Origin of the sequence: Hymenobacter daecheongensis DSM 21074, from assembly GCF_900141805.1 — a bacterium.
Taxonomy (GTDB): domain Bacteria; phylum Bacteroidota; class Bacteroidia; order Cytophagales; family Hymenobacteraceae; genus Hymenobacter; species Hymenobacter daecheongensis.
Genome location: NZ_FQYN01000009.1, coordinates 107,250 through 127,272 on the forward strand (window position 1 = coordinate 107,250; position 20,023 = coordinate 127,272).

A 20,023-nucleotide genomic window follows, 5' to 3' on the forward strand; every position below is an offset into this window, starting at 1 on the left:
AACTCACTATCTCACCATTTCACCATCTCACCTTTTCCCTGTGTTTGACATTTCTGCCTTTTCCAGCCCCCATACGTGGATTAGTCTGCTCACGCTGACGTTCATGGAAATCGTGCTGGGCATCGACAACATCATTTTCATCTCCATTGTGGTGAACCGGCTGCCGCAGGAGCAGCAGAAGCGCGGGCGCACCATCGGGCTGCTGCTGGCGCTGCTGTTCCGCATCGGGCTGCTGCTGAGCATCACCTGGATTGTGGGCCTGAAAACCCCACTCTTCACCCTGGATGTGCCGTTTCTGGAGCCCCACTTCGCCGTGTCGGGCCGCGACCTGATTCTGCTGGCGGGCGGCTTGTTTTTGCTGGCCAAAAGCACCACCGAGATTCATACCAAGCTGCAGGGCGAAGAAGAGGAAGCCAGCGCCGGCAAATACGACAGCCTGCTGCGCGTGATCCTGCAGATCATCGTCATCGACATCGTCTTCTCCTTCGACTCGATTCTGACCGCCGTGGGCCTCGTGGATAATGTGCTGGTGATGATTCTGGCCGTTATTGCCGCCATGGGCGTGATGCTGGCCTTCTCGGGCTACATCGCCGACTTTGTGAACAACAACCCCACCATCAAGATGCTGGCCCTCTCGTTCCTGATCATGATTGGGGTGCTGCTGGTAGCCGAGGCATTCCACCAGGAAATCCCGAAGGGCTACGTGTACTTCTCCATGTTCTTCTCGTTGATCGTGGAAACGCTGAACATGCGCCTGCGCAAGAAAGCCGCCCCCGTGCACCTGCGCGACTCGCAGTTCGACTAAGCGCAACGGCGGCTGTCAATGTTCGCTGAAAGCCCACCGATCCGGCGCTGTTTGCGTGCCAGGTCGGTGGGTTTTTCGTTGTAGTCAGTGGTGCCACATTTCGTAGAGGGTGATGCCCAGCAGCAGTACGCTGCACAGGCCAAAGCCCAGCCGGTAGTCGGGGTTCAGGCGCGGCCAGAGCGTGAGGGTTGCCAGCACGCCCAGGCCCAGCGGCACCAGCCAGGCCAGGTCGGCGTAGATGGTGTCGGTTTTGATGGCGTGCCGGGCGGACGGGCGCTGCGCCTGCAGGGCCTTGCGCCACAGCGGCGTGCGGCGCACCAGCACCGTTTCGCCCACACCCACCGCCGTGTCGCTGTCGAAGCTGCCTCGCTCGGTGTGGTGGATGAAGTAGACGTGCGGCTGGGGGTAGCGGCCGGCGGTGTAGTACACATCGGCCGTTAGCACCCGCACGTGCTCGGTATGCACCCGCGCCAGCAGCCAATCGGCCAGCAGGCTGGCGCTGAGCAGCACGCCCAGCAGCATAACGGGCCGCAGTACTCGCAGCATCCGGGCATACTGCGCGGCGTAGCGCTCCTGCACGCTCAGCGGCCGCCGGCGCACGGGCACCGGCCGGGGCATCGTTGGGGTGGTGGTTGAAGTGGCGACTGACGAGGGCGCGGGCGGGTTGCGCCGCACCCAAAGCAGCGCATCGTAGCCAGCGCGGCGGCGGGCATCGCTCAATACCTCATACGCTTCGTTTACCAGCAGGTAGCGGGCGTGGGCGGCCGGGTCGGGGGTACGGTCGGGGTGGGTGAGGAGCACTAGGCGGCGGTAGGCCCGCCGTATCTCCTCGGCGCTGGCACCTTCGTCCAGGCCCAGGGTCTGGTAGTGCGTGGTCATGCCTGCGGTGGCGGCAGCGGCTGGCTGGCCGCCGCCACGGCCGCTGTCTGGTCCTGCACGCGGCGGGCGGCCAGCTCCAGCAGCCGGCGGTTCACTTCGCCGCGGTGCCGGCGGTATAAGTCGGTTTCCGGGCCGGTAAGCAGGCCGGTTATCAGCCCGATGATGGTGTAGCGCAGCTTCACGTTGCGGGCCAGCAGCTCGGCCACCAGGCGCTGCTGCTCTACCACTGCGGCACCCGCAAAGGCTATGTGGTGCTCCCGCACAAAATCGGCTACGGTGAGCAGCAGCCGCTCATTCTGCAGCTTGAGCACCGGCCGGAGCGTGCGGTGCAGAAAGTCGCCGAGGGTGGCATCCGGCGCGGCCGGCAGCGTGGTGACCACCACGGGCCGCAGAGCCAGCAGGGCAGTATCGAGGTCGGAGAGAAGCAGGGAGTCGGGCATGAGGAGGAGAAGATACCTGTTGACGATGGGGAATAACAGAATCTTTCAGTCAATAAACCGCTTCAACAAAAAAAGTCCGCCCGGCGCGGAGCCGGACGGACTTTTTATTTGCTGCACTGCAGGCTGTGAGGCTGCTTAGTGCTGCACCATTACCTTCTTGGTGATGGTGCCTTCCGAAGTTTTCAGGCGTACTACATACAGGCCGTTGGCAAGCTCCGTCGTGTTCAGACGAATGCCTTCCTGCTGCATGCGAGCGGCCGGAACCGAAGTGGTCTGCACGGTTTTGCCCATCACGGTGAGCAGCGTCACCTGTACCGGCACCGAGCTGTTTACCTGCGTGCGTACCGTCAGCTGATCCTGCGCCGGGTTTGGATACACTTCCAGCAGATTCTCATTGATGGCATTCTTGGCGCTAAGCGTCACGTTTGGCGGCAGCGAGAAGCCGGCGCGGTTGTCGGTGAGGGAGTTGCTGCTGCCCTGCACGGCGTTGAAGCCCATGCCACGACGAGCAAACACCTGCCAGATCAGACCGGAGTTAGCGTGGTTGTTGTTGATGCTGTCAGCTTTCAGGATAGCGTCGCGGCCATCGAGGAAGCCGGGGCTGCACTTCTGAATTTTGCAACCATCCAGCACCAGCTGCAGGCACTTGTTGTTGCCGCCGGTAGCAGCCGTCAGGTTGGCATTGTAGCCATACTGATTGATGAAGGCCCAGTTCAGATCCCAGAGCACCGTGGCCCAAACTTCACCGATGTCATGGGTTTCCGTGTATTGGCTACCTACGTAGGCATACGTGTGGTCGTTCTGCCGGAAATCGGTGGTGTAAGGCTTGCGGCGGATACCGGCTCCGTTGACGGGCAGGTTTACCACATAGTTGCCGATGCCGCGCGGGGTAGTGCCCACGTCGCCGGGCTTGGTAGTCATCCACAGGCCGAAAAAGTCGCTCCAGCCTTCGCCCATCTGCTCGGCGTTGCCCAGGCAAGCGCCGGTGCCGCCGCCGGTCAGGCGGTTAGAAATGCCGTGGCCGTATTCGTGAGCTACGATGCCGCTGTCGAAGTCGCCATCGGGGCCCGCGCCGCCGGTAGCACCTACCGTTACGGTGCCGCCGCCCGCCAGAATGGCTTTCAGCTGGTCGCCAATGGCTTTGGTTACGAACACCGACGGAATGCGGATGCCAATGCTGTCGGGCGCAGCGCCCGTCATGCCGTTCGGAGTAGCCGTCACCAGGCTATCCACTATTACGGCCATGCGGGCCCCGGCATCCTGGGCAAATTTCACCTTAGAGGCAAATGTACATTTGCCGCGGTCAATCACGGCTACGTTGCCGTTCAGAGCAGTTGGGTTCAGTAGCGGGCCGTTGCAGCCGCGCGAGGGCTTCGTCGAGCCATCATTCACCAGCACCAGGTTGCCGCGATACGTGCTGCCCAGCGAGTTTACGGTGCGGCCGAAATCAGCCAAGCCGGCCGGATACGTGCCGGCCACCGAAGCCGGAGCCGTTACGATGAGCGTGCCCGGCGCGGCGCTCCAGGTGAACATCTGCATCTTGCCGCGGGTGCCATCGGGCGGCGTGGCGAAGTTGGCGTTGTTGGTGCCGGCCCCATCCTGGGCTTCGGCCTTCACCTGGTCGGTGCCCAGACCCAGGTTGGTGTAGTTTTTCTGCTGGAAGTTGGCGGCGGCCTCCGTGAAGCCTTTCACCTGCATCACGTCGTGCATGATGTTGTTCCAGTAGAACAGGTTCACCACGGCGGCAGACAGGTTTCCTACCGGGCGCTGGGCCGCGTCGTAGGGGAAGTTGAATTCCAGGTTGGTGCCGCCGTCGGGGCTTACGTTCTGGCCGGGAATGTAAAGGTTGCGGTTGGCGCGGTCGTCATAGGCGTGCACGTTGTTGCCGCGAGTGATGGTGTACTCGGGGCCGGCAATGCCGTTATCATCGTGCCAGCCGAAAGGCGAGGCCGTGGCGTTGGCAGGAGCCACCACCACCTGCCGGGCACCGTGAATCGGGCTTTCGATGGTGATTGGCCACACGTTGTAGCTGTTGGGCACGCTCACCTTGCTGGCGGTGGCTGGCACCACTTCCGGCCAGTTCGGCGTTTTCAGAGCCCGCTCCGTGAGCTGGGAAAAGGTTACCGGCTCGTGGGTGGTGTAGGAAATCTTGTTCACGAACGCGCCGGTGCGGGCATCAATGCGCACGGCCCACACGTCGTCGCTGGCCAGGGGCCACAGCAGCACGTCGTATACCAGCTGCAGCTCGCCGCTGGCCGTGGGCAGATACATCAGCTTGGCCTTGATGTTCTCCTGCGAGATGCCGCCGTCGTTGAAGGTGAGGCCTTCGGCGGGCGTTTTTTCCTGCTCGGCCCGCAGGCTGGTGGGGGCCGCTACCTGCAGGGCGCGGGCCGCGGCCGCTACGGCCTGGGCCGGCGTGAGGGTGGGCGTGGTGGCACGGGCACTGGTGGCCACGTTGGGCAGGAAGCTGCTGTGCAGCGCCGTGATTTTGCCGTCGCGGGCTACGTGGGCATCAGCCACGGCATTGAGCACTTCAATGCCGGCGTGGCGCTGGCGCAAGTAGATGTGCGTCAGGCCGTTGTGGGCATCCGTGTACTGGTTGGTTACGGCCGGATTGCTCAGGTCGGCCTCGCTCAGCCCTAGCTGGGTGCGCTGCGCCGAAAGTTGGGTGAGGGCGCGGGACAAGGGCGCATTCTGAGCCGAGCCCAGGGCCGGCACGGCCAACAATGCTGCCAGTGCCAGTGCCCGATACCCGGACGTAGTAGAAGTTGACTTCATAGAAAAATGGAGGGATGAAAATGAAGGAATGCCCTTCGTTTCTGAGAAGAGAAGCGGAGGGCTGTTCCAAATTTACACACTGATCCGGATAAATCATCATCAGCAGAAAGGCAGCAGATAATTATTTTGGGTTAGTTGTCGGTTGGAAGGGCAAGGAGTTGATAAATGGCTGGTAGTACGGGTTTTGCGAGAAATAATCCCCGAATTTTATCCTGATATCGGCGCCGGCGGGGGCGTGCCCGGCTCCGGGCTTGGGCGGCCGGATGCAATGCCGTAGCTTTAGGTGGCGGATATACCACTGCCGCCCCAAACTTCTTGGTGTCACTTTCCCTTATGATGAAAAAACTACTCCTGCTGCCGGCGCTGCTGCTGGCGGCCTGGCACCCTGCCCAGGCGCAAACCTTCGTGAAAGATCCTGCGCCGGCACCGGCCACCGTCTGCTACGCGCGGGCCGAGGACATGCACACCAAGCTGGCGCTGCCCGCCGCCTACCTGGAGCGGCAGCGCACCGGCCGCCGCGGCAGCAGCACCGCCGCCAACATCGAGGTGACGTACACCGGCTTCACGCCCCAGGCCCGGGCGGCCTTTCAGCACGCCGTGGAAATATGGGAGTCGGTACTGGTATCGCCCATCACCATTCGGGTGCAGGCCACCTGGACGCCGCTGGGGGCCGGCGTGCTGGGCTCGGCCGGCGCTACGGCCTATTATAACGACATGAGCGGGGCCACGCGCAGCGGGGTGCTGTATCCGGTGGCGCTGGCCGAAAAGATTGCCGGCCAGGAGCTGAACCCCACCACCGCGCCCGACATCAACGCCCGCTTCAGCAGCAGCTTCAACTGGTACTACGGCCTCGACGGCAATGTGCCGGCCGGGCAATACGACCTGGTTTCGGTGGTGCTGCACGAGCTGGGGCACGGGCTGGGCTTTCTGGCCGCCACCAGCTACAGCGGCGGCGCGGGCACCTACGGCACGCCGCCTTCCGTGTACAGCACTTATATGGAGAACCTGAGCGGACAGGCCCTCACAAACCCGGCTTTGTTTCCGAATCCTTCCACGGCACTCGGGGCGCAGCTCACCAGCGGACAGGTATATTTTAACAGTAACCTGGCCAAGGCCGTGAATGGCGGCGTGCGGCCGCGGCTGTACGCGCCGGCCACCTACTCGGCGGGCTCCAGCATTTCGCACCTCAACGAGGCCACGTACCCGGCCGGCAACATCAACTCGCTGATGACCCCGCAGATTGGCGCGGCGGAGGCGATGCACAACCCGGGCCCGCTCACGCTGCGCATGTTCGATGAAATGGGCTGGTTCAATACCGCCATCCGGCACACCAAGCTGCCCGATTCCGAAACGGCGCAGAACTTTACCGTGCAGGCCACGCTGGTCACCGACGGCACCATCACGCCCGGCTCGGTAAAGCTCCACTACGCCATCGACAACGGGGCGCTGACGGTCGTGCCCATGACCACTACTGGCGGCCTGAGCTACCAGGGCGTCATTGCCAACCCCGGCCTGAACCACACGGTGAGCTACTACATTGCCGCCGCCGACAACGAAACCGGCCGCACTTACACCGCCCCCGCTACCTATCAGCCCAGCGTGAGCACCGTGGCCCGCTACTCCTTCGTGGTGGGGCCCGATGCCGTGGCGCCCGTGGTGCAGCACAAGCCCCTCACGTACCTGTTCACCTCGCAGCTGCCCTACCAGCTGTCGGTGCGCGCCACCGATAACGTGGGCGTGGCCAGCGTGACGGTGGAATATGCGGTGAATGGCGTGGCCCGGCCCGCTCTCACCCTCGCCCGCGAGGCCAGCACCAGCACCTTCAGCGGCCCCATCAGCACCACGGCCGGCCCCCTCGTGGCCGGCGACGTGCTGACTTACCGCATTGTGGCCCGCGACGCGGCGGCCAGCGTGAACCAGGCCCAGACCCCGGTTTATTCCGTGAATATCGTGGCCTTCAAGCCAGCGCAGATAGGTTACACCAACAATCTGAACAATACGACTCCGGTTGATTTCGTGGGTGAAGGCTTCACCATCACGCAGCCGGCCGGCTTCAGCAATCGAGCCATTCACTCCGACCACCAATACGCCGATGATACTACGCTGATTTATCAGCTGCTGGTGCCTATCCGCATCGTGTCGTCGCCCGTTGTTATGTCGTTTGAGGAAATTGTGCTGGTGGAGCCCGGCGAGCCCGGCAGCGTGTTCCCCACCGAGGCGTTCTACGACTACGTGGTGGTAGAAGGCAGCACGGACAACGGCGCGACCTGGCTACCCGTGGCCGATGGCTACGATGCCCGCCTGCGCCCCAACTGGCTCAGCACCTGGAACAGCAGCACCACCGCCGCCGGCAACTCCAACGGCGTGGGCACCCCGGCCTTGTTCAGCACGCACACCTTCGATCTGGCTTCCCGCTTTCCGCTGAACTCCGAAGTGCGTCTGCGCTTCCGCCTCTATGCCGACCCCGGCGCCCACGGCTGGGGCTGGGCCATCGACAATATTTACATTCAGAACATCGTGACGAGCGTGGCCGCTGACCTGAAAGCCACCGGCGGCCTGAGCATCTATCCGAACCCCAGCGCGGGCAAGTTTTCGGTGCGGGCCAGCTTCGCTAAGCCGACCACGGGCCTGGAGCTGCTCGTGCGCAACAGCCTTGGTCAGACGGTGTACCGCCAGCCCGTGCCCGCCGCCACCGGCCAGCTCGACCTGCCCGTGGACCTGAGCCAGTTCGCCAACGGCCTCTACCAGGTCAGCCTCGGCCAGCCCGGCGACGCAGCCACCCGCAAGGTGCTGATTCAGAAGTAAGCCTTTTTGTTGGGTAAGAAAAAAGCGGCCCTTCCGAAAGCAGGGGCCGCTTTTTTTGTGCTGACTGTCAGGCTGAGAAAGAGGGGTTACTGCCAGCCGCCGCCCAGGGCCCGGTACACATTCACGGAGGCTTGGAGCTGCTGCAGGCGGGTTTCAACAAGGTCAAACTTCGATTCCAGGGCCTCGCGCTGGGTGAAGAGCACCTCGGTATAGTCGGCGCGGGCGGAGCGGAACAGGCTGTTGGAGATTTCCACCGACTGGTTGAGGGCGGCCACTTCCCGGGCCTTCGCGTCGTAGCTTTTTTCCAGGTTGCTCAGGTTGGAAAGCTGGTTGCTCACCTCCACGTAGGCGTTCAGCAGGGTCTTTTCGTAGCGGTACACGGCCTGGGTCTGCAGGGCGTTGGCGTTGAGATACAGTGCCTTGATGCCGTTGCGGTTCACCAGCGGCGCGGCTAGGTCGGCTCCCAGGCCGAAGAGCAAGGATTGGGGCGTCGTCACGAGCAGGCCGGGGGTGAAGGCGGCCAGGCCGGCGGCCCCGGTCAGGCGCAGGGCGGGATAGAAGCTGGCGCGGGCCACCTGCACATCGAGCTTGGCGGCGGCCAGCTGCTGCTCGGCCTGCCGGATATCGGGGCGGTTGGCCAGGAGCTGGGCGGGCAGCCCGGCCGGGACGGCGGGCGGCAGCAGGCTGTTGAACGCCTCGTCGTGGCGAACTACGGGCTGCGGGTAGCGGCCGGCCAGGTAGTTGAGCCGGTTCTCGGTTTCGACGATGCGCTGCTCCAGCCGAAACTGCAGGGCGCGGGAGTGCTGCACCTGGGCCGCGAAGCGCTGCACGGCCAGCTCGGTGGTGCGGGCCGCTTCTTTCTGCAGCTTCACCAGCTCCAGGGCGTTGCCTTGGATGCCGACGTTCTGCCGCACGATGGCCAGCTGGTTGTCGAGGGCCAGCAGCTCGTAGTAGGAGGTGGCAATTTCGGCAATCAGGTTGGTGGTCATGAAATTTTTGCCCTCCACCGAAGCCAGGTAGCGCATAGCGGCGGCCTTGCGGGCGTTGCGCAGCTTGTGCCAGATATCCACTTCCCAGCTGGCAAAGGCGCCGAGCTGGAAGTTGGTGAGCGGGTCGGGCGTGTGGCGGCCCTCCTGAATCTCCACGTTCTCCTCCGTGGCGCCCTGCAGGGTGTAGCGGCCCACCTTTTCCACGTCGGTGCGGGCCCCCAGGCTCACGAAGGGCAGGTATTCGCCCTGGCGGATGCGGACCTCGTTGCGGGCAATTTCAATTTCCTGGAGCGTGATGTTCAGCTCCTGATTGTGCTGCAGGGCGCTGCCAATGAGGATTTGCAGGTCGGGGTCGGAGAAAAACTGCTGCCACGGCCGGCGGGCCGCGCTGGCGCTGTCAGCCGGGGTGGCGGCAGCAGTGGCGGTGGCGTAGCTGGCCGGAGTGCTGCGGCTTTCATTTTTTACCACCAGCTCGGGCGTTTTGCAGGCCCCCACGGCCAGGGCCAGGCTGGCCGCGCCGAGGCATTGATATAGTCGTTGCTTACGCATAAGGCTCCATTTCTTCCAGTTGCACCCGGGGCTCCACGCCTTCGAGAATCGGGGATTCGTTTTCGTCCCGAATCAGCTTCTTGTTGCCGGCCAGCGTGCCGAAAAAGTAGTACAGGCCGGGGATGATAATCACGCCGAACACGGTGCCGAACAGCATGCCACCCAGGGCCGACGAGCCGATGGTGCGGTTGCCGATGGCCCCCGCGCCGGTGGCCACCACCAGCGGAATCAGGCCGGCGATGAAGGCGAAGGAAGTCATCAGAATGGGGCGGAAACGCACTTTCGCCCCCTCGATGGCCGCGTCGCGGACGCTCATGCCTTCCTCGTGCTTCAGGGCCGCGAATTCGACAATCAGTACCGCGTTCTTACCCAGCAGGCCCACCAGCATTACCAGGCCTACCTGGGCGTAGATGTCGTTGGCCAGGCCAAACATCTTGATGAACAGGAACGAGCCGAATACGCCCGCCACCAGCGAGAAGATAACGGCCAGCGGCAGCAGGAAGCTCTCGTACTGCGCGGCCAGCACCAGATACACGAACACCAGCACAATCAGGAAGATGATGGTCGACTCGTTGCCGCGGCCCACCTCGTCCTTGCTCAGCCCGCCCCAGTCGATGTCGTAGCCGTGGGGCAGATCCTGGGCCACTTCCTGCACCGCCTTGATGGCCTCGCCCGAGCTGAAGCCGGGGGCCGCGCCGCCGCGGATGGAGGCCGTGGTGTACATGTTGTAGCGGTTGATTTCGTTGGCCCCCTGGGTCTTCACGATTTTCATGAAGGCCGAAAACGGCACCATCTCTCCCTTGTCGTTCTTGGCCCACATGTTCAGAATGTCCTCGGGCAGCTTGCGGTATTCGGGCGAAGCCTGCACGAACACCTTGAAAAAACGCTGGTACTTGATGAAGCCCAGCTCGTAGGTGGAGCCCACCAGAATGCTCAAGGTGTTCATGGCGTTGCCGATGCTCACGCCCTTCTGCATGGCCAGCTCGTTGTCGATTTTCAGCTCGTACTGCGGGTAGTTGGCCGAAAAGAAGGTGAACAGGCCGGCCAGCTCCTTGCGCTTTTTCAGCTTGGCCATAAACTCGGCATTCACCTTTTCCAGGGCCTTATAGTCGCCGGAATTGGTTTTGTCGAGCAGTTGGAGCTGGAAGCCGCCCGCCGCGCCGTAGCCCGGCACCGCCGGCGGCTCGAAGAACTCGATGGTTGCGCCCGGAATCTGGTGGGCCTTTTTTTCCAGGTTTTCAATGATGTCGGCAATGGACTCCTTACGCTCCGACCACGGCTTGAGGTCGAGCAACAGGGTGCCGGCGTTGGAGCCCCGGCCTTCAGTGAGCACCTCGTAGCCGGCCAGCGAGGAGATGTTGGCAATGCCGGGCACGTGCTGAGCCAAGCCGGCCAGGCGCTGCGACACGGCGTTGGTCTGCTCCAGCGTGGTGCCGGGCGGCGTCTGCACAATGGCATAGATCAGGCCCTGGTCCTCGCTCGGGATGAAGCCGGCCGGCAGTTTGGCCGTGATGGCCCAGATACCTAATCCAAAGGCAATGAGCATGGCGAAGGTGATGAGGCGGTTGGCCACAATGCGCTCCAGCAGGCCGGTGTAGGCGTTGGTCAGATTCTCGAAGCCGCGGTTGAACCAGTCAAAAAACCGCTGCAGGGGCGTTTTCTTCTTGGGCTGGCCGTGGTGGTTTTTCAGAATCATGGCGCAGAGCACCGGCGTGAGCGTGAGGGCCACCACGCCCGAAATGACGATGGCCGTGGCCATCGTAATGGAAAACTGCCGGTAGAAAATGCCCACCGGCCCGCTCATGAACGATACGGGGATGAACACCGCCGTCATCATCACGGTAATGGCAATGATGGCCCCGCTGATTTCGCCCACCACTTTGCGCACGGCATTGTAGGGCGAAAGTTGTTCCTCCTCCATCTTGGCATGCACGGCCTCAATTACCACAATGGCGTTATCGACCACAATGCCGATGGACAGCACCAGCGCGAACAGCGTAATCATGTTGATGGTGAGCCCGAAGGCCTGCATGGCGCAGAACGAGCCCACCAGCGACACGGGCACGGCCAGGGCCGGAATCAGCGTGGAGCGCCAGTCGCCCAGAAACAGAAACACCACCAGGGCCACCAGAATGAAGGCGTCGCGCAGGGTGTGAATTACGTTTTCAATCGAGGCGTCGAGGAAGTTCGACACGTCGTAGGTGATTTTGTAGTCCATGCCGGGCGGGAAGCTGGTTTTTTTCAGCTCTTCCAGCTTGGCCTTCACCTCCTTAATTACGTCGGAGGCGTTGGAGCCGTAGGTCTGCTTCAGCACGATGGCCGCCGAGGGGTACTGGTTCAGGTTGGAGTAGATGTCGTAGTATTCCGAGCCCAGCTCCACGTTGGCCACGTCCTTCAGGTGCAGGCTTTCGCCGTTGGCGTTGGCCCTGAGAATCACGTTGCGGTACTGCTCCACGTCGTTGAAGCGGCCCTGGTAGCTGAGCACGTACTCCAATGACTGGGCACTTTTGCCGTCGGCGCGGCCGATGCGGCCGGGGGAGCCGATGACGCTCTGCTCGTCCAGCGCCTTCATCACGTCATCGACGGAGATGTTGTAGGCCCGCATCCGGTCGGGCTTGAGCCATACGCGCATGGCGTACTGCCGGCTGCCCAGGATGCTAGCCCGCCCGATACCGCCCAGGCGCTGCAGCTCGGGCAGCATGTTCACCCCGGCGAAGTTGAACAGGTACTTCATGTCCGTGTTCTTGTCCTTCGAGTACAGGTTCACATACATCAGCATGTTGGGCACCACCCGGTTCACCACCACGCCCTCGCGCTGCACCAGCAGGGGCAGGCGGTTGAGCACCTGCGCAATGCGGGTATTCACGTTCACCACGGCCTGGTCGGGGTTGGTGCCCAGGTTGAACACAATCTGGATGTTGGCCTCGCCGGCGCTCACGGCGTCGGAGGTCATGTACTTCATGCCCGGCACCCCGTTCACGGCCTGCTCCAACGGAATCAGCACCGACTCGGTGAGCACCTTGGCGCTGGCCCCCGGGTAGGAGGCGCTGACCATCACCAGCGGCGGCGAAATCTCCGGAAACTGCGATGTGGGCAGCTGCAGGATGGCCAGCCCGCCCATGAGCAGGATGACGATGGAAATAACGATGGCAAAAACGGGCCGTCGAATGAATTTACTGAACATGTGCTGGGATTAGTTGTCAGTTGTTCGTTGCTAGTTGTCAGTTGTTCGTTGTTAGTTACTCGTTATCAGTTGTTAGTCAGTTACTTATTCGTGGTCTGACAACGAACAACTCACAACTCACAACTGGACCCTACTCGCTGTACACTTTCAGGTGTGAAATGACGGCCTGCGGGGCCTTGTAGTCGTAGGCCACCTTGTCGCCGTCCTTCACCTTGCGCAGGCCTTCCAGCAGAATCCGGTCGGTGGCCGTGATGCCGGACCTGATGACGTACAGGTCGGGCATTTCGGAGGCGATGCCCACTTCCTGCTGGTGCACCACGTTGTGCTTATCCACCACGAAAACGTACTTCTTCTCCAGAATCTCGAACGTGGCTTTCTGCGGGATAATCAGGGCGTGCCGCAGCGGCACAGTCATCAGCACCGAGCCGGTTTCGCCGTTGCGCAGCAGGCCGTCGGGGTTGGGAAAAGTGGCCCGGAAGGCGATGTTGCCGGTTTCGTTGTTGAAGTCGGCCTCGATGGTTTGCACGATGCCGGTTTGGTTGAACTCTTCGTTGTTGGCCATGCGCAGCTTCACGTGCGCGGCCTTGTCGCTGGCCTTGGCGTGGGCTTTATAGGCCAGATACTCGGCTTCGGGCACGTTGTAGTACACCCACATCTTGCTGTTGTCCGACAGCGTCGTGAGCAGGTCGCCCTCATCCACCAGGCTGCCCAGGCGGCCCTGAAAATGGTCCATGATGCCGTTGAACGGCGCGCGTACGGTGGTGAACTGCAGGTGCGTCCGGGCCAGGGAAACCTCGGCATTGGCCTTGTCGAATTTGGCCTGCGCCAGCGCCAGCTCGCTGCCCGACACGATGTTCTTATCGGCCAGCCGCTTGGTGTTCTGGTATTCCAGCCCCACGTAGTTGGCCTCCGCCTGCGACTTTCTCAGCTCGGCCTGATACACCGTGGGCTTGATCTGAAACATGAGCTGCCCCTGCCGCACCTGCTGCCCTTCATCCACGAAAATCTTTTCCAGGTAGCCCTTCTCCATTGCCCGCAGCTCGATGCGCTGGAAGGAATGAATCTGGGCTACGTACTCTTTGGTAATGGTGGTGTCGCGCTGCAGCGGGCTGGTTACAAGTAGCTTAATCGGCGCTTCCGCTTCCTTCTTTTCTTCTTTGCAGCCGGCTGCACAAACCAAAACACCGCAGCTCAGCAGCAGGAATACTCTTTTCATAAAAACCGTGGGTGATGTGGCAAGTGGTTGGGCAGGCATAAAAGCGTTCGGTCGGAGTAGGGCGGTTGACGACGCAAAGCAACCCCCGCTCACATGAAGCCAAAATGAAGGCGCGTCCAGGCCGGCCTGAAAACCGGGCCCGCCGCCAGGCTGGGCCGCCGGCCTGCCCCAGCGCCAAAAAGAAAGCGCCCCGCAACGAATTCGTTGCGGGGCGCGCTGGCCAATCGGCTCTGGCAGCGGCTACCGGCGGGCCGCCAGCATCTTGCTGATAAAATCCCACAGCACCACGCCGGCCGCCACGCTCACGTTGAGCGAGTGCTTGGTGCCGAACTGCGGAATCTCCACGGCCGCGTCGCACAAGGCCAGCACCTCGTCGTCCACGCCGAATACTTCATTGCCCATAATCAGGGCATAGGGCTGGTTGGCAATCGGCTGAAACCCGGTCAGATCCTGGCTCTGGTTGGTTTGCTCCACGGCCACCAGCAGGTAGCCCGCGGCCTTCAGTAGCTGCACCGCTGCCACCGTGGTAGCTGCGTATTCCCACGCCACCGACTCCGTGCTGCCCAGCGCCGTCTTAGTGATTTCGCGCTGCGGGGGCCGCCCGGTGATACCGCAGAGCCAGATTTTCTCGATGGCAAACGCGTCGGCGGTGCGGAAGGCGGCACCCACATTGTGCAGGCTGCGCACGTTGTCGAGCACGAGGGTGAGGGGGAATTTATCCGTACTTTTGAAGTCCGTCACCGAGAGCCGGTTCAGCTCTTCCATGGTTCGTTTGCGCATCGCGGAGGGGGTATTTTGCCCAAAGGTAGGAACGCGCCGGCTGGCTGACCTTGTTGGTCAACATACTTGTCATCCTGAGCCTGCGAAGGACCTTATCCCATCCGTGCGAGTCGTTGTTGTGCTGGTTATTCAACTGGCATAAGGTCCTTCGCAGGCTCAGGATGACAGACGCCCCAACCTGCTTATTCCGCTCCATTCCCCCGTTTGCCCCGTGAAATCCAGTACCGCTGCTCCTGCCAAAAAGCCCGTCCCGATGCATGGCTCCGCCGGCCCCGCCCCGGTGATTGACACGCCGCTGATGAAGCAGTACTACCAGCTCAAGCAGCAGTATCCCGGCGCTTTATTGCTGTTCCGCGTCGGCGACTTCTACGAAACCTTCGGCGAGGATGCCGTCACCACGGCCCGCATCGTGGACATCGTGCTAACCAAGCGCGGAGCGGGCACGTCGTCGGAAGTGGCTTTGGCCGGCTTCCCCCACCACTCGCTCGATACCTACCTGCCCAAGCTCGTGCGGGCCGGGCAGCGCGTGGCCATTTGCGACCAGCTCGAAGACCCCAAGCTGGCCAAGGGCCTGGTCAAGCGCGGCGTGACGGAGCTGGTCACGCCCGGCGTGTCGTTTCACGACAATGTGCTGGAACGCAAGAGCAACAACTACCTGGCCGCGGTGCATTTCGGCAAAACCGAGGCTGGCATCAGCTTCCTTGATATCAGCACCGGCGAGTTCCTGGTAGCGCAGGGCGACGTGGAATACCTGGGCAAGCTGCTCCAGAACTTCGCCCCGGCCGAGGTGCTGTTCTGCAAGCAGAGCCGCCAGCAGTTCGAAGGCCACTTCGGCCCCGACTACTGCCACTACGCGCTGGACGAGTGGGTTTTCGGCTTCGACTACGCCCACGATACGCTCACCCGCCACTTCAAAACCACTTCGCTTAAAGGCTACGGCATCGAGACGCTGCGCGAGGGCATCACCGCCGCCGGCTGCATCCTGCACTATCTGGCCGAAACCAAGCACGACGAGGTCGGCCACATTGCCAACATTGCCCGCCTTGAAGAGGACAAATACGTCTGGCTCGACCGGTTCACCGTCCGCAACCTGGAGCTGGTGCAGCCCCAGCACCTGGGCGGCGTGCCCCTGATCGACATTCTGGACCAGACTGTGACGCCCATGGGCGCCCGCCTGCTGCGCAAGTGGGTGGTGCTGCCCCTCAAGGAGCCCGTCCAGATCCAGCGCCGCCTCGACACCGTGGACGGCCTGCTGCAGAACCCCGACCTGCTGGGCGAAATAGGCCAGCACCTGCGCCAGATCAACGACCTGGAGCGGCTGATTTCGAAGGTGGCGGTGCGCCGCATCAACCCCCGCGAGCTGCTTCAGCTCAGCCGGGCGCTGGACGCCATCGGGCCCATCCGGGCGCTGCTGGCCGGCTCGGGGCTGAAGGCTCTGGAAAAGCTGGCCGACCAGCTCCACGCCTGCGACGTGCTGCGGGAGGAAATCAAAGCCAAAATCCGCCCCGACGCCGGCGTGCTCACCAACCAGGGCAACGTGCTCAACGACGGCGTGGACCCGGAGCTGGACGAGCTGCGCGGCATTGCCTTCTCGGGCAAGGACTACCTGTTCCAATTGCAGCAGCGCGAAATTCAGAACACCGGCATTTCGTCCCTGAAAGTGGCCTACAACAAGGTGTTTGGCTACTACCTCGAAGTCACCAACGCCCACAAGGACAAGGTGCCCGCCACCTGGATCCGGAAGCAGACCCTGGTGAATGCCGAGCGCTACATCACCGAGGAGCTGAAAACCTACGAGGAGAAAATCCTGCACGCCGAGGACCGCCTGTTCGTCATCGAGCAGAACCTGTACAATGAGCTGGTGCTGTCGGCCCTGGAGTTTGTGCCGCGCATCCAGCAGAACGCCCGCGCCGTGGCCGTGCTCGACTGCCTGGCCAGCTTCGCCGCCACCGCCCGCCAGCACCGCTACGTGAAGCCCGTCGTCAACGACTCCACCCTGCTCGACATCCGCGCCGGCCGCCACCCCGTCATTGAGCGCCAATTGCCGCCCGGCGAAGCCTACATTCCCAACGACATCTGCCTCGACCAGGACGACCAGCAAATCGTCATTATCACCGGGCCCAACATGGCCGGTAAGTCGGCCCTGCTGCGGCAGACGGCCCTGATCGTGCTGCTGGCCCAGATCGGCTCCTTCGTGCCCGCCGACGCGGCCACCATCGGCGTCATCGACAAGATCTTCACCCGCGTGGGTGCCTCCGATAACCTCTCGAAGGGCGAAAGCACCTTCATGGTGGAGATGACCGAAACCGCCAGCATCCTGAACAACCTCTCCGACCGCAGCCTGGTGCTGATGGACGAAATCGGGCGGGGCACCAGCACCTACGACGGCATCAGCATCGCCTGGGCCATCGTGGAGCACCTGCACAACTTCCCCAAGGCCCGGGCCAAGACGCTCTTCGCCACCCACTACCACGAGCTGAACCAGCTGGCCGACGACTGCGAGCGGGTGCGCAACTACAACGTGGCCGTGCGCGAGGCCGACGGCCGCATCCTGTTCATGCGCAAGCTGGTGAAGGGCGGCTCCGAGCACAGCTTCGGCATCCATGTAGCCCGCATGGCCGGGATGCCCACCTCGGTGGTGCTGCGGGCCAACGAAATCATGCACCACCTGGAGCAGGAGCGCACCAACACCGAGGAAGCCGTCACCACCGAGTTTGACGACGTGCTGGCCGGGCTGGATGAGACCCCGAAAACCAACGGCCGCGCCCCCAAGGCTCAGCCCGCCGCCGCTGTAGCCACCGCGCCCCGCCCTAGCCTGCAGCTCAGCATGTTCGAGCCCGCCGACCCGGCCCTGGAGAAGATTCGTGACCTGCTCCAGCACCTCGACGTGAACACGCTCACGCCCATCGATGCCCTGCTCAAGCTCAATGAGCTGAAGCTGGCACTGGGCGGGAAGGGGTAGAGGCGGTACGAAAACCGTCGCCGCTATTGGCGAAACAGCCAGGGTACGTCTGAAAATAATGTGTCTGACAATGAGGTAGAAGCGGTTTTTGCCTGAAATTTCAAGTGCTTTTTTTGCGCTGCCTCTTGACTTCAAGGAAAACGTGCTTACCTTTGTCGCACCATTAGCCACCAACACACCGGTGGCTTACCTCAAGCGAGAGTAGCTCAGTTGGTAGAGCGCGACCTTGCCAAGGTCGAGGTCGCGAGTTCGAACCTCGTCTCCCGCTCAGAAAAAAAGGATGTTGCTTCGGCAACATCCTTTTTTTGTTTTTGGTGAGCTTGAAAATTTCATGTTTGAAAATGCAGCCGAGTCTTCCTTTTTTTGACTAGGAAAGCTATATTTGGGAATACAGCTCGAAACATGCCGCCCAAAAAGACTGATGCCGAGTTTAGTGAAGCGGTAGCGCAAAGCCTATCGATGGCGCAGGTTATTATGCGGTTGGGCTTGATACCAGCCGGTGGCAACTATAAAACGGTGCAGACTCGCATTGCCCGCTTAGGGCTGAGCACGGCGCACTTCACGGGCCAGGCATGGAATACAGGTGCCCGCTTTCAGCATTTTGGCCGGCGAGCGGGCTGGGAAGAGATTCTAGTCGAAAACTCTCCTTACACCTCCAGCAACCGGTTGAAACGACGGCTGTTGCAGTCAGCACGCAAGGAAGCAAAGTGCGAAGTATGCGGCCTATTGGAGTGGTTGGGCCAGCCGATTCCGCTGGAGTTACACCACTTGAATGGCGTCAATAATGACCATCGGATTGAGAATTTACAGTTATTATGCCCAAATTGCCACGCTCAAACCCCAACGTATAGAGGCAAGAATCAACGCGCCAGAGTGGTGTAACCGGTAGCCACGCGGCACTTAAAATGCCGTTTCCGTAAGGAAGTACGGGTTCGATTCCCGTCTCTGGTACTTCAGAAAAACCCTTTTCGCCACCCGCGGGAAGGGTTTTTTACTGCCAGCTTCTTTCGTTAGCCTCGTATTTCTCAACGCGGCCGGTTTTGCCTATTTTTGAGAGCTACCACCTCTATCCGCTGCTATTCTCATGGATGATTTACGGACTACCCTGCTCTCCTTCTCCGCGGAGGACCGCAAAGAGCTGGGCCGTTTCATCCAGCGGCAGGGCAAGGCGCAGAAGGGCCGCCTCGATGTGCGCCTGTTCGACCTGCTGTTGCAGTCGCGCGAGTACACGACCGATGAGCTGCTGCCCCGCCTTTACCCCGACGACGATGAGCCCAACGCCACGGCCTACTACGCCCTGCGCAAGCGCCTGCTGAGCCACATCACCGACTTTCTGCTGCTGCGCCAGCGCCACCACGACCCCACGGCGGCCTCCTCGGTGCGCGGGCAGCTCACGCTGGCCGAGTATCTGTTTGAGGCCGGCGTGCACCGGCTGGCCTGGGGCGCGCTGCGCAAAGCCGAAAAGGTAGCCCAGGCGCACGAGCAGTACGAGCTGCTCAACACCGTGTACAATCTTCAGATTGCTCAAGCTGATAGTGAGCATGCCGAAGACCTGGCCGACATTATCCGTCGCCGCAACCTGAACAAGAAGTGCGCCGAGGAAGAGGAGCGAGCCGGTATGGCTCATGCCCTGATCCGGCGGCGCTTGCGCGAGGCGCGGTTGCACGGCCGGGCCGGCGAGGCGTTCAATACCATCATCCAGGATGTGCTGCGCGAGTACGATTTGCAGGAGGCCTTTGCCCGGCGGCCTTCGCTGCTCTACCGGCTGCTGGCCATCACGCGCAGCGCCATGCTGGCCCGCGGCGATTTTATGTCCTTCACGCCCTTCGCCATTCGGTGCTACCACCTTATGGCAAAGCGCCACGGCTTCACGCCGGCCCACCGCTACTACCAGTTGGGGCTGCTCTACATGATTGCGCACGGCCTCTACCGCAGCCGCCGCTTCGACGAATCCATTGGCTACCTGGAGCAGTTGAAAACAGTGCTGTACGCGGAGCCGCGCAGCTACTTCGCCGATTTTTACCCGAAGTACACCTTCCTGCTGGCGGCCAACTACGCTTTCCTCCGGCGCAACAAAGACAGCATTCAGTTACTCGAAGACTTGCTGAAGGGCCGCGAAACCGCCTTGGCTCCCCGCGACGAGCTGACGGCCCGCCTCGGTCTGGGCTTCCACTATTTTGCCGAAGGCCAATACCAGAAAACCAACCGCGTGCTGATGAAGATCGGGCGCTCCGACCGTTGGTGCGAGCAGCAGATGGGGCTGGAATGGGTGGTGATGAAGAACATGGGCGAGATGCTGGTGCAGCTGGAGATGGACAACCACGACGTGGCCCTGAACCGCGTGCGGGCCATTGAGCGGGGCCTGCGGGAGCGGGTGGAGGAAGGTGCCAGCGCATACCACCACGTTTTCACCTACTTGCGGCTGGTGCGCGAAATCATCGAAAACCCCGAGGTGGTAAAAACCCCGGCGTTCCGGCAGCGGGTGGAGGAAATGCCGCACGCCCTGCCCGAGCAGCGCGAGGATCTGCAGGTGCTCAGCTTCTTTGGCTGGCTGCGGGCCCGCATTGCCGGCCGACCCTACTACGAAGTGCTGCTGGCCATGAGCAATGAGCAATGAAGAATGAGCCGCTAGCTAG

At 62.1% G+C, this 20,023-nt stretch carries 12 protein-coding genes and 2 tRNA genes; 7 read left to right on the forward strand and 7 right to left on the reverse strand.

The annotated features are described in order from the left end of the window. Positions 1-40: 40 nt before the first annotated feature. Positions 41-805, forward strand: coding sequence for a TerC family protein (locus BUB62_RS16390; protein WP_073111960.1), 765 nt, complete (start codon positions 41-43; stop codon positions 803-805). An 84-nt stretch (positions 806-889) separates the two neighbouring features. Here the strand turns inward: BUB62_RS16390 and BUB62_RS16395 are convergent, their stop codons facing one another. From BUB62_RS16395 to BUB62_RS16405, 3 genes are all read right to left on the reverse strand, one after another. Next, positions 890-1,684 carry a J domain-containing protein gene (locus BUB62_RS16395; protein ID WP_073111962.1) on the reverse strand — a complete coding sequence of 265 codons (795 nt, stop codon included), beginning with the start codon at positions 1,682-1,684 and terminating at the stop codon, positions 890-892. Then, a complete protein-coding gene (locus tag BUB62_RS16400) occupies positions 1,681-2,124 on the reverse strand; it encodes a hypothetical protein (protein WP_073111964.1) in 444 nt (147 codons plus the stop codon). The genes BUB62_RS16395 and BUB62_RS16400 overlap by 4 nt, the downstream gene beginning before the upstream one ends. Before the next feature lie 135 nt (positions 2,125-2,259). Next, a complete protein-coding gene (locus BUB62_RS16405) occupies positions 2,260-4,902 on the reverse strand; it encodes a T9SS-dependent M36 family metallopeptidase (RefSeq protein WP_073111966.1) in 2,643 nt (880 codons plus the stop codon). A 336-nt stretch (positions 4,903-5,238) separates the two neighbouring features. Here BUB62_RS16405 and BUB62_RS19445 point away from each other — a divergent pair, with 336 nt between their 5' ends. Next, positions 5,239-7,707, forward strand: coding sequence for a T9SS type A sorting domain-containing protein (locus BUB62_RS19445; RefSeq protein ID WP_200799941.1), 2,469 nt, complete (start codon positions 5,239-5,241; stop codon positions 7,705-7,707). An 86-nt stretch (positions 7,708-7,793) separates the two neighbouring features. On the opposite strand, the gene BUB62_RS16415 is transcribed toward BUB62_RS19445, so the two are convergent. From BUB62_RS16415 to BUB62_RS16430, 4 genes are all read right to left on the reverse strand, one after another. After that, the gene (locus BUB62_RS16415) at positions 7,794-9,245 is read right to left on the reverse strand and encodes an efflux transporter outer membrane subunit (RefSeq protein ID WP_073111970.1); all 1,452 of its coding nucleotides are present in this window, start codon (positions 9,243-9,245) and stop codon (positions 7,794-7,796) included. Then, positions 9,238-12,429, reverse strand: a complete 3,192-nt coding sequence (locus tag BUB62_RS16420) for an efflux RND transporter permease subunit (RefSeq protein WP_073111972.1) — start codon at positions 12,427-12,429, stop codon at positions 9,238-9,240. Before BUB62_RS16420 ends, BUB62_RS16415 begins: the two co-directional genes overlap by 8 nt. A gap of 130 nt (positions 12,430-12,559) precedes the next feature. After that, positions 12,560-13,645 (reverse strand): efflux RND transporter periplasmic adaptor subunit, encoded by a 1,086-nt coding sequence (locus BUB62_RS16425; protein ID WP_073111973.1) that lies wholly within the window; start codon positions 13,643-13,645, stop codon positions 12,560-12,562. Between the two features lie 240 nt (positions 13,646-13,885). Then, a complete protein-coding gene (locus BUB62_RS16430; protein ID WP_073111975.1) occupies positions 13,886-14,425 on the reverse strand; it encodes an RNA methyltransferase in 540 nt (179 codons plus the stop codon). Between the two features lie 253 nt (positions 14,426-14,678). Between BUB62_RS16430 and mutS the strand changes: the two genes are divergently transcribed. The 5 genes from mutS (at position 14,679) to BUB62_RS16455 (ending at position 20,004) form a co-directional block, all read left to right on the forward strand. Further along, entirely contained in the window at positions 14,679-17,387 is a 2,709-nt protein-coding gene (gene mutS / locus BUB62_RS16435; RefSeq protein ID WP_234988795.1) for a DNA mismatch repair protein MutS, read from the forward strand. Positions 17,388-17,582: 195 nt separating this feature from the next. Continuing rightward, positions 17,583-17,655, forward strand: a tRNA-Gly gene (locus BUB62_RS16440). A gap of 134 nt (positions 17,656-17,789) precedes the next feature. Beyond that, entirely contained in the window at positions 17,790-18,269 is a 480-nt protein-coding gene (locus BUB62_RS19175) for an HNH endonuclease signature motif containing protein (protein ID WP_073111977.1), read from the forward strand. Further along, positions 18,255-18,338: transfer RNA gene (locus BUB62_RS16450), tRNA-Leu, on the forward strand. The genes BUB62_RS19175 and BUB62_RS16450 overlap by 15 nt, the downstream gene beginning before the upstream one ends. 133 nt (positions 18,339-18,471) lie before the next feature. After that, complete coding sequence (locus BUB62_RS16455) at positions 18,472-20,004, forward strand: hypothetical protein (protein WP_073111979.1); 1,533 nt, start codon at positions 18,472-18,474, stop codon at positions 20,002-20,004. Positions 20,005-20,023: the final 19 nt, after the last annotated feature.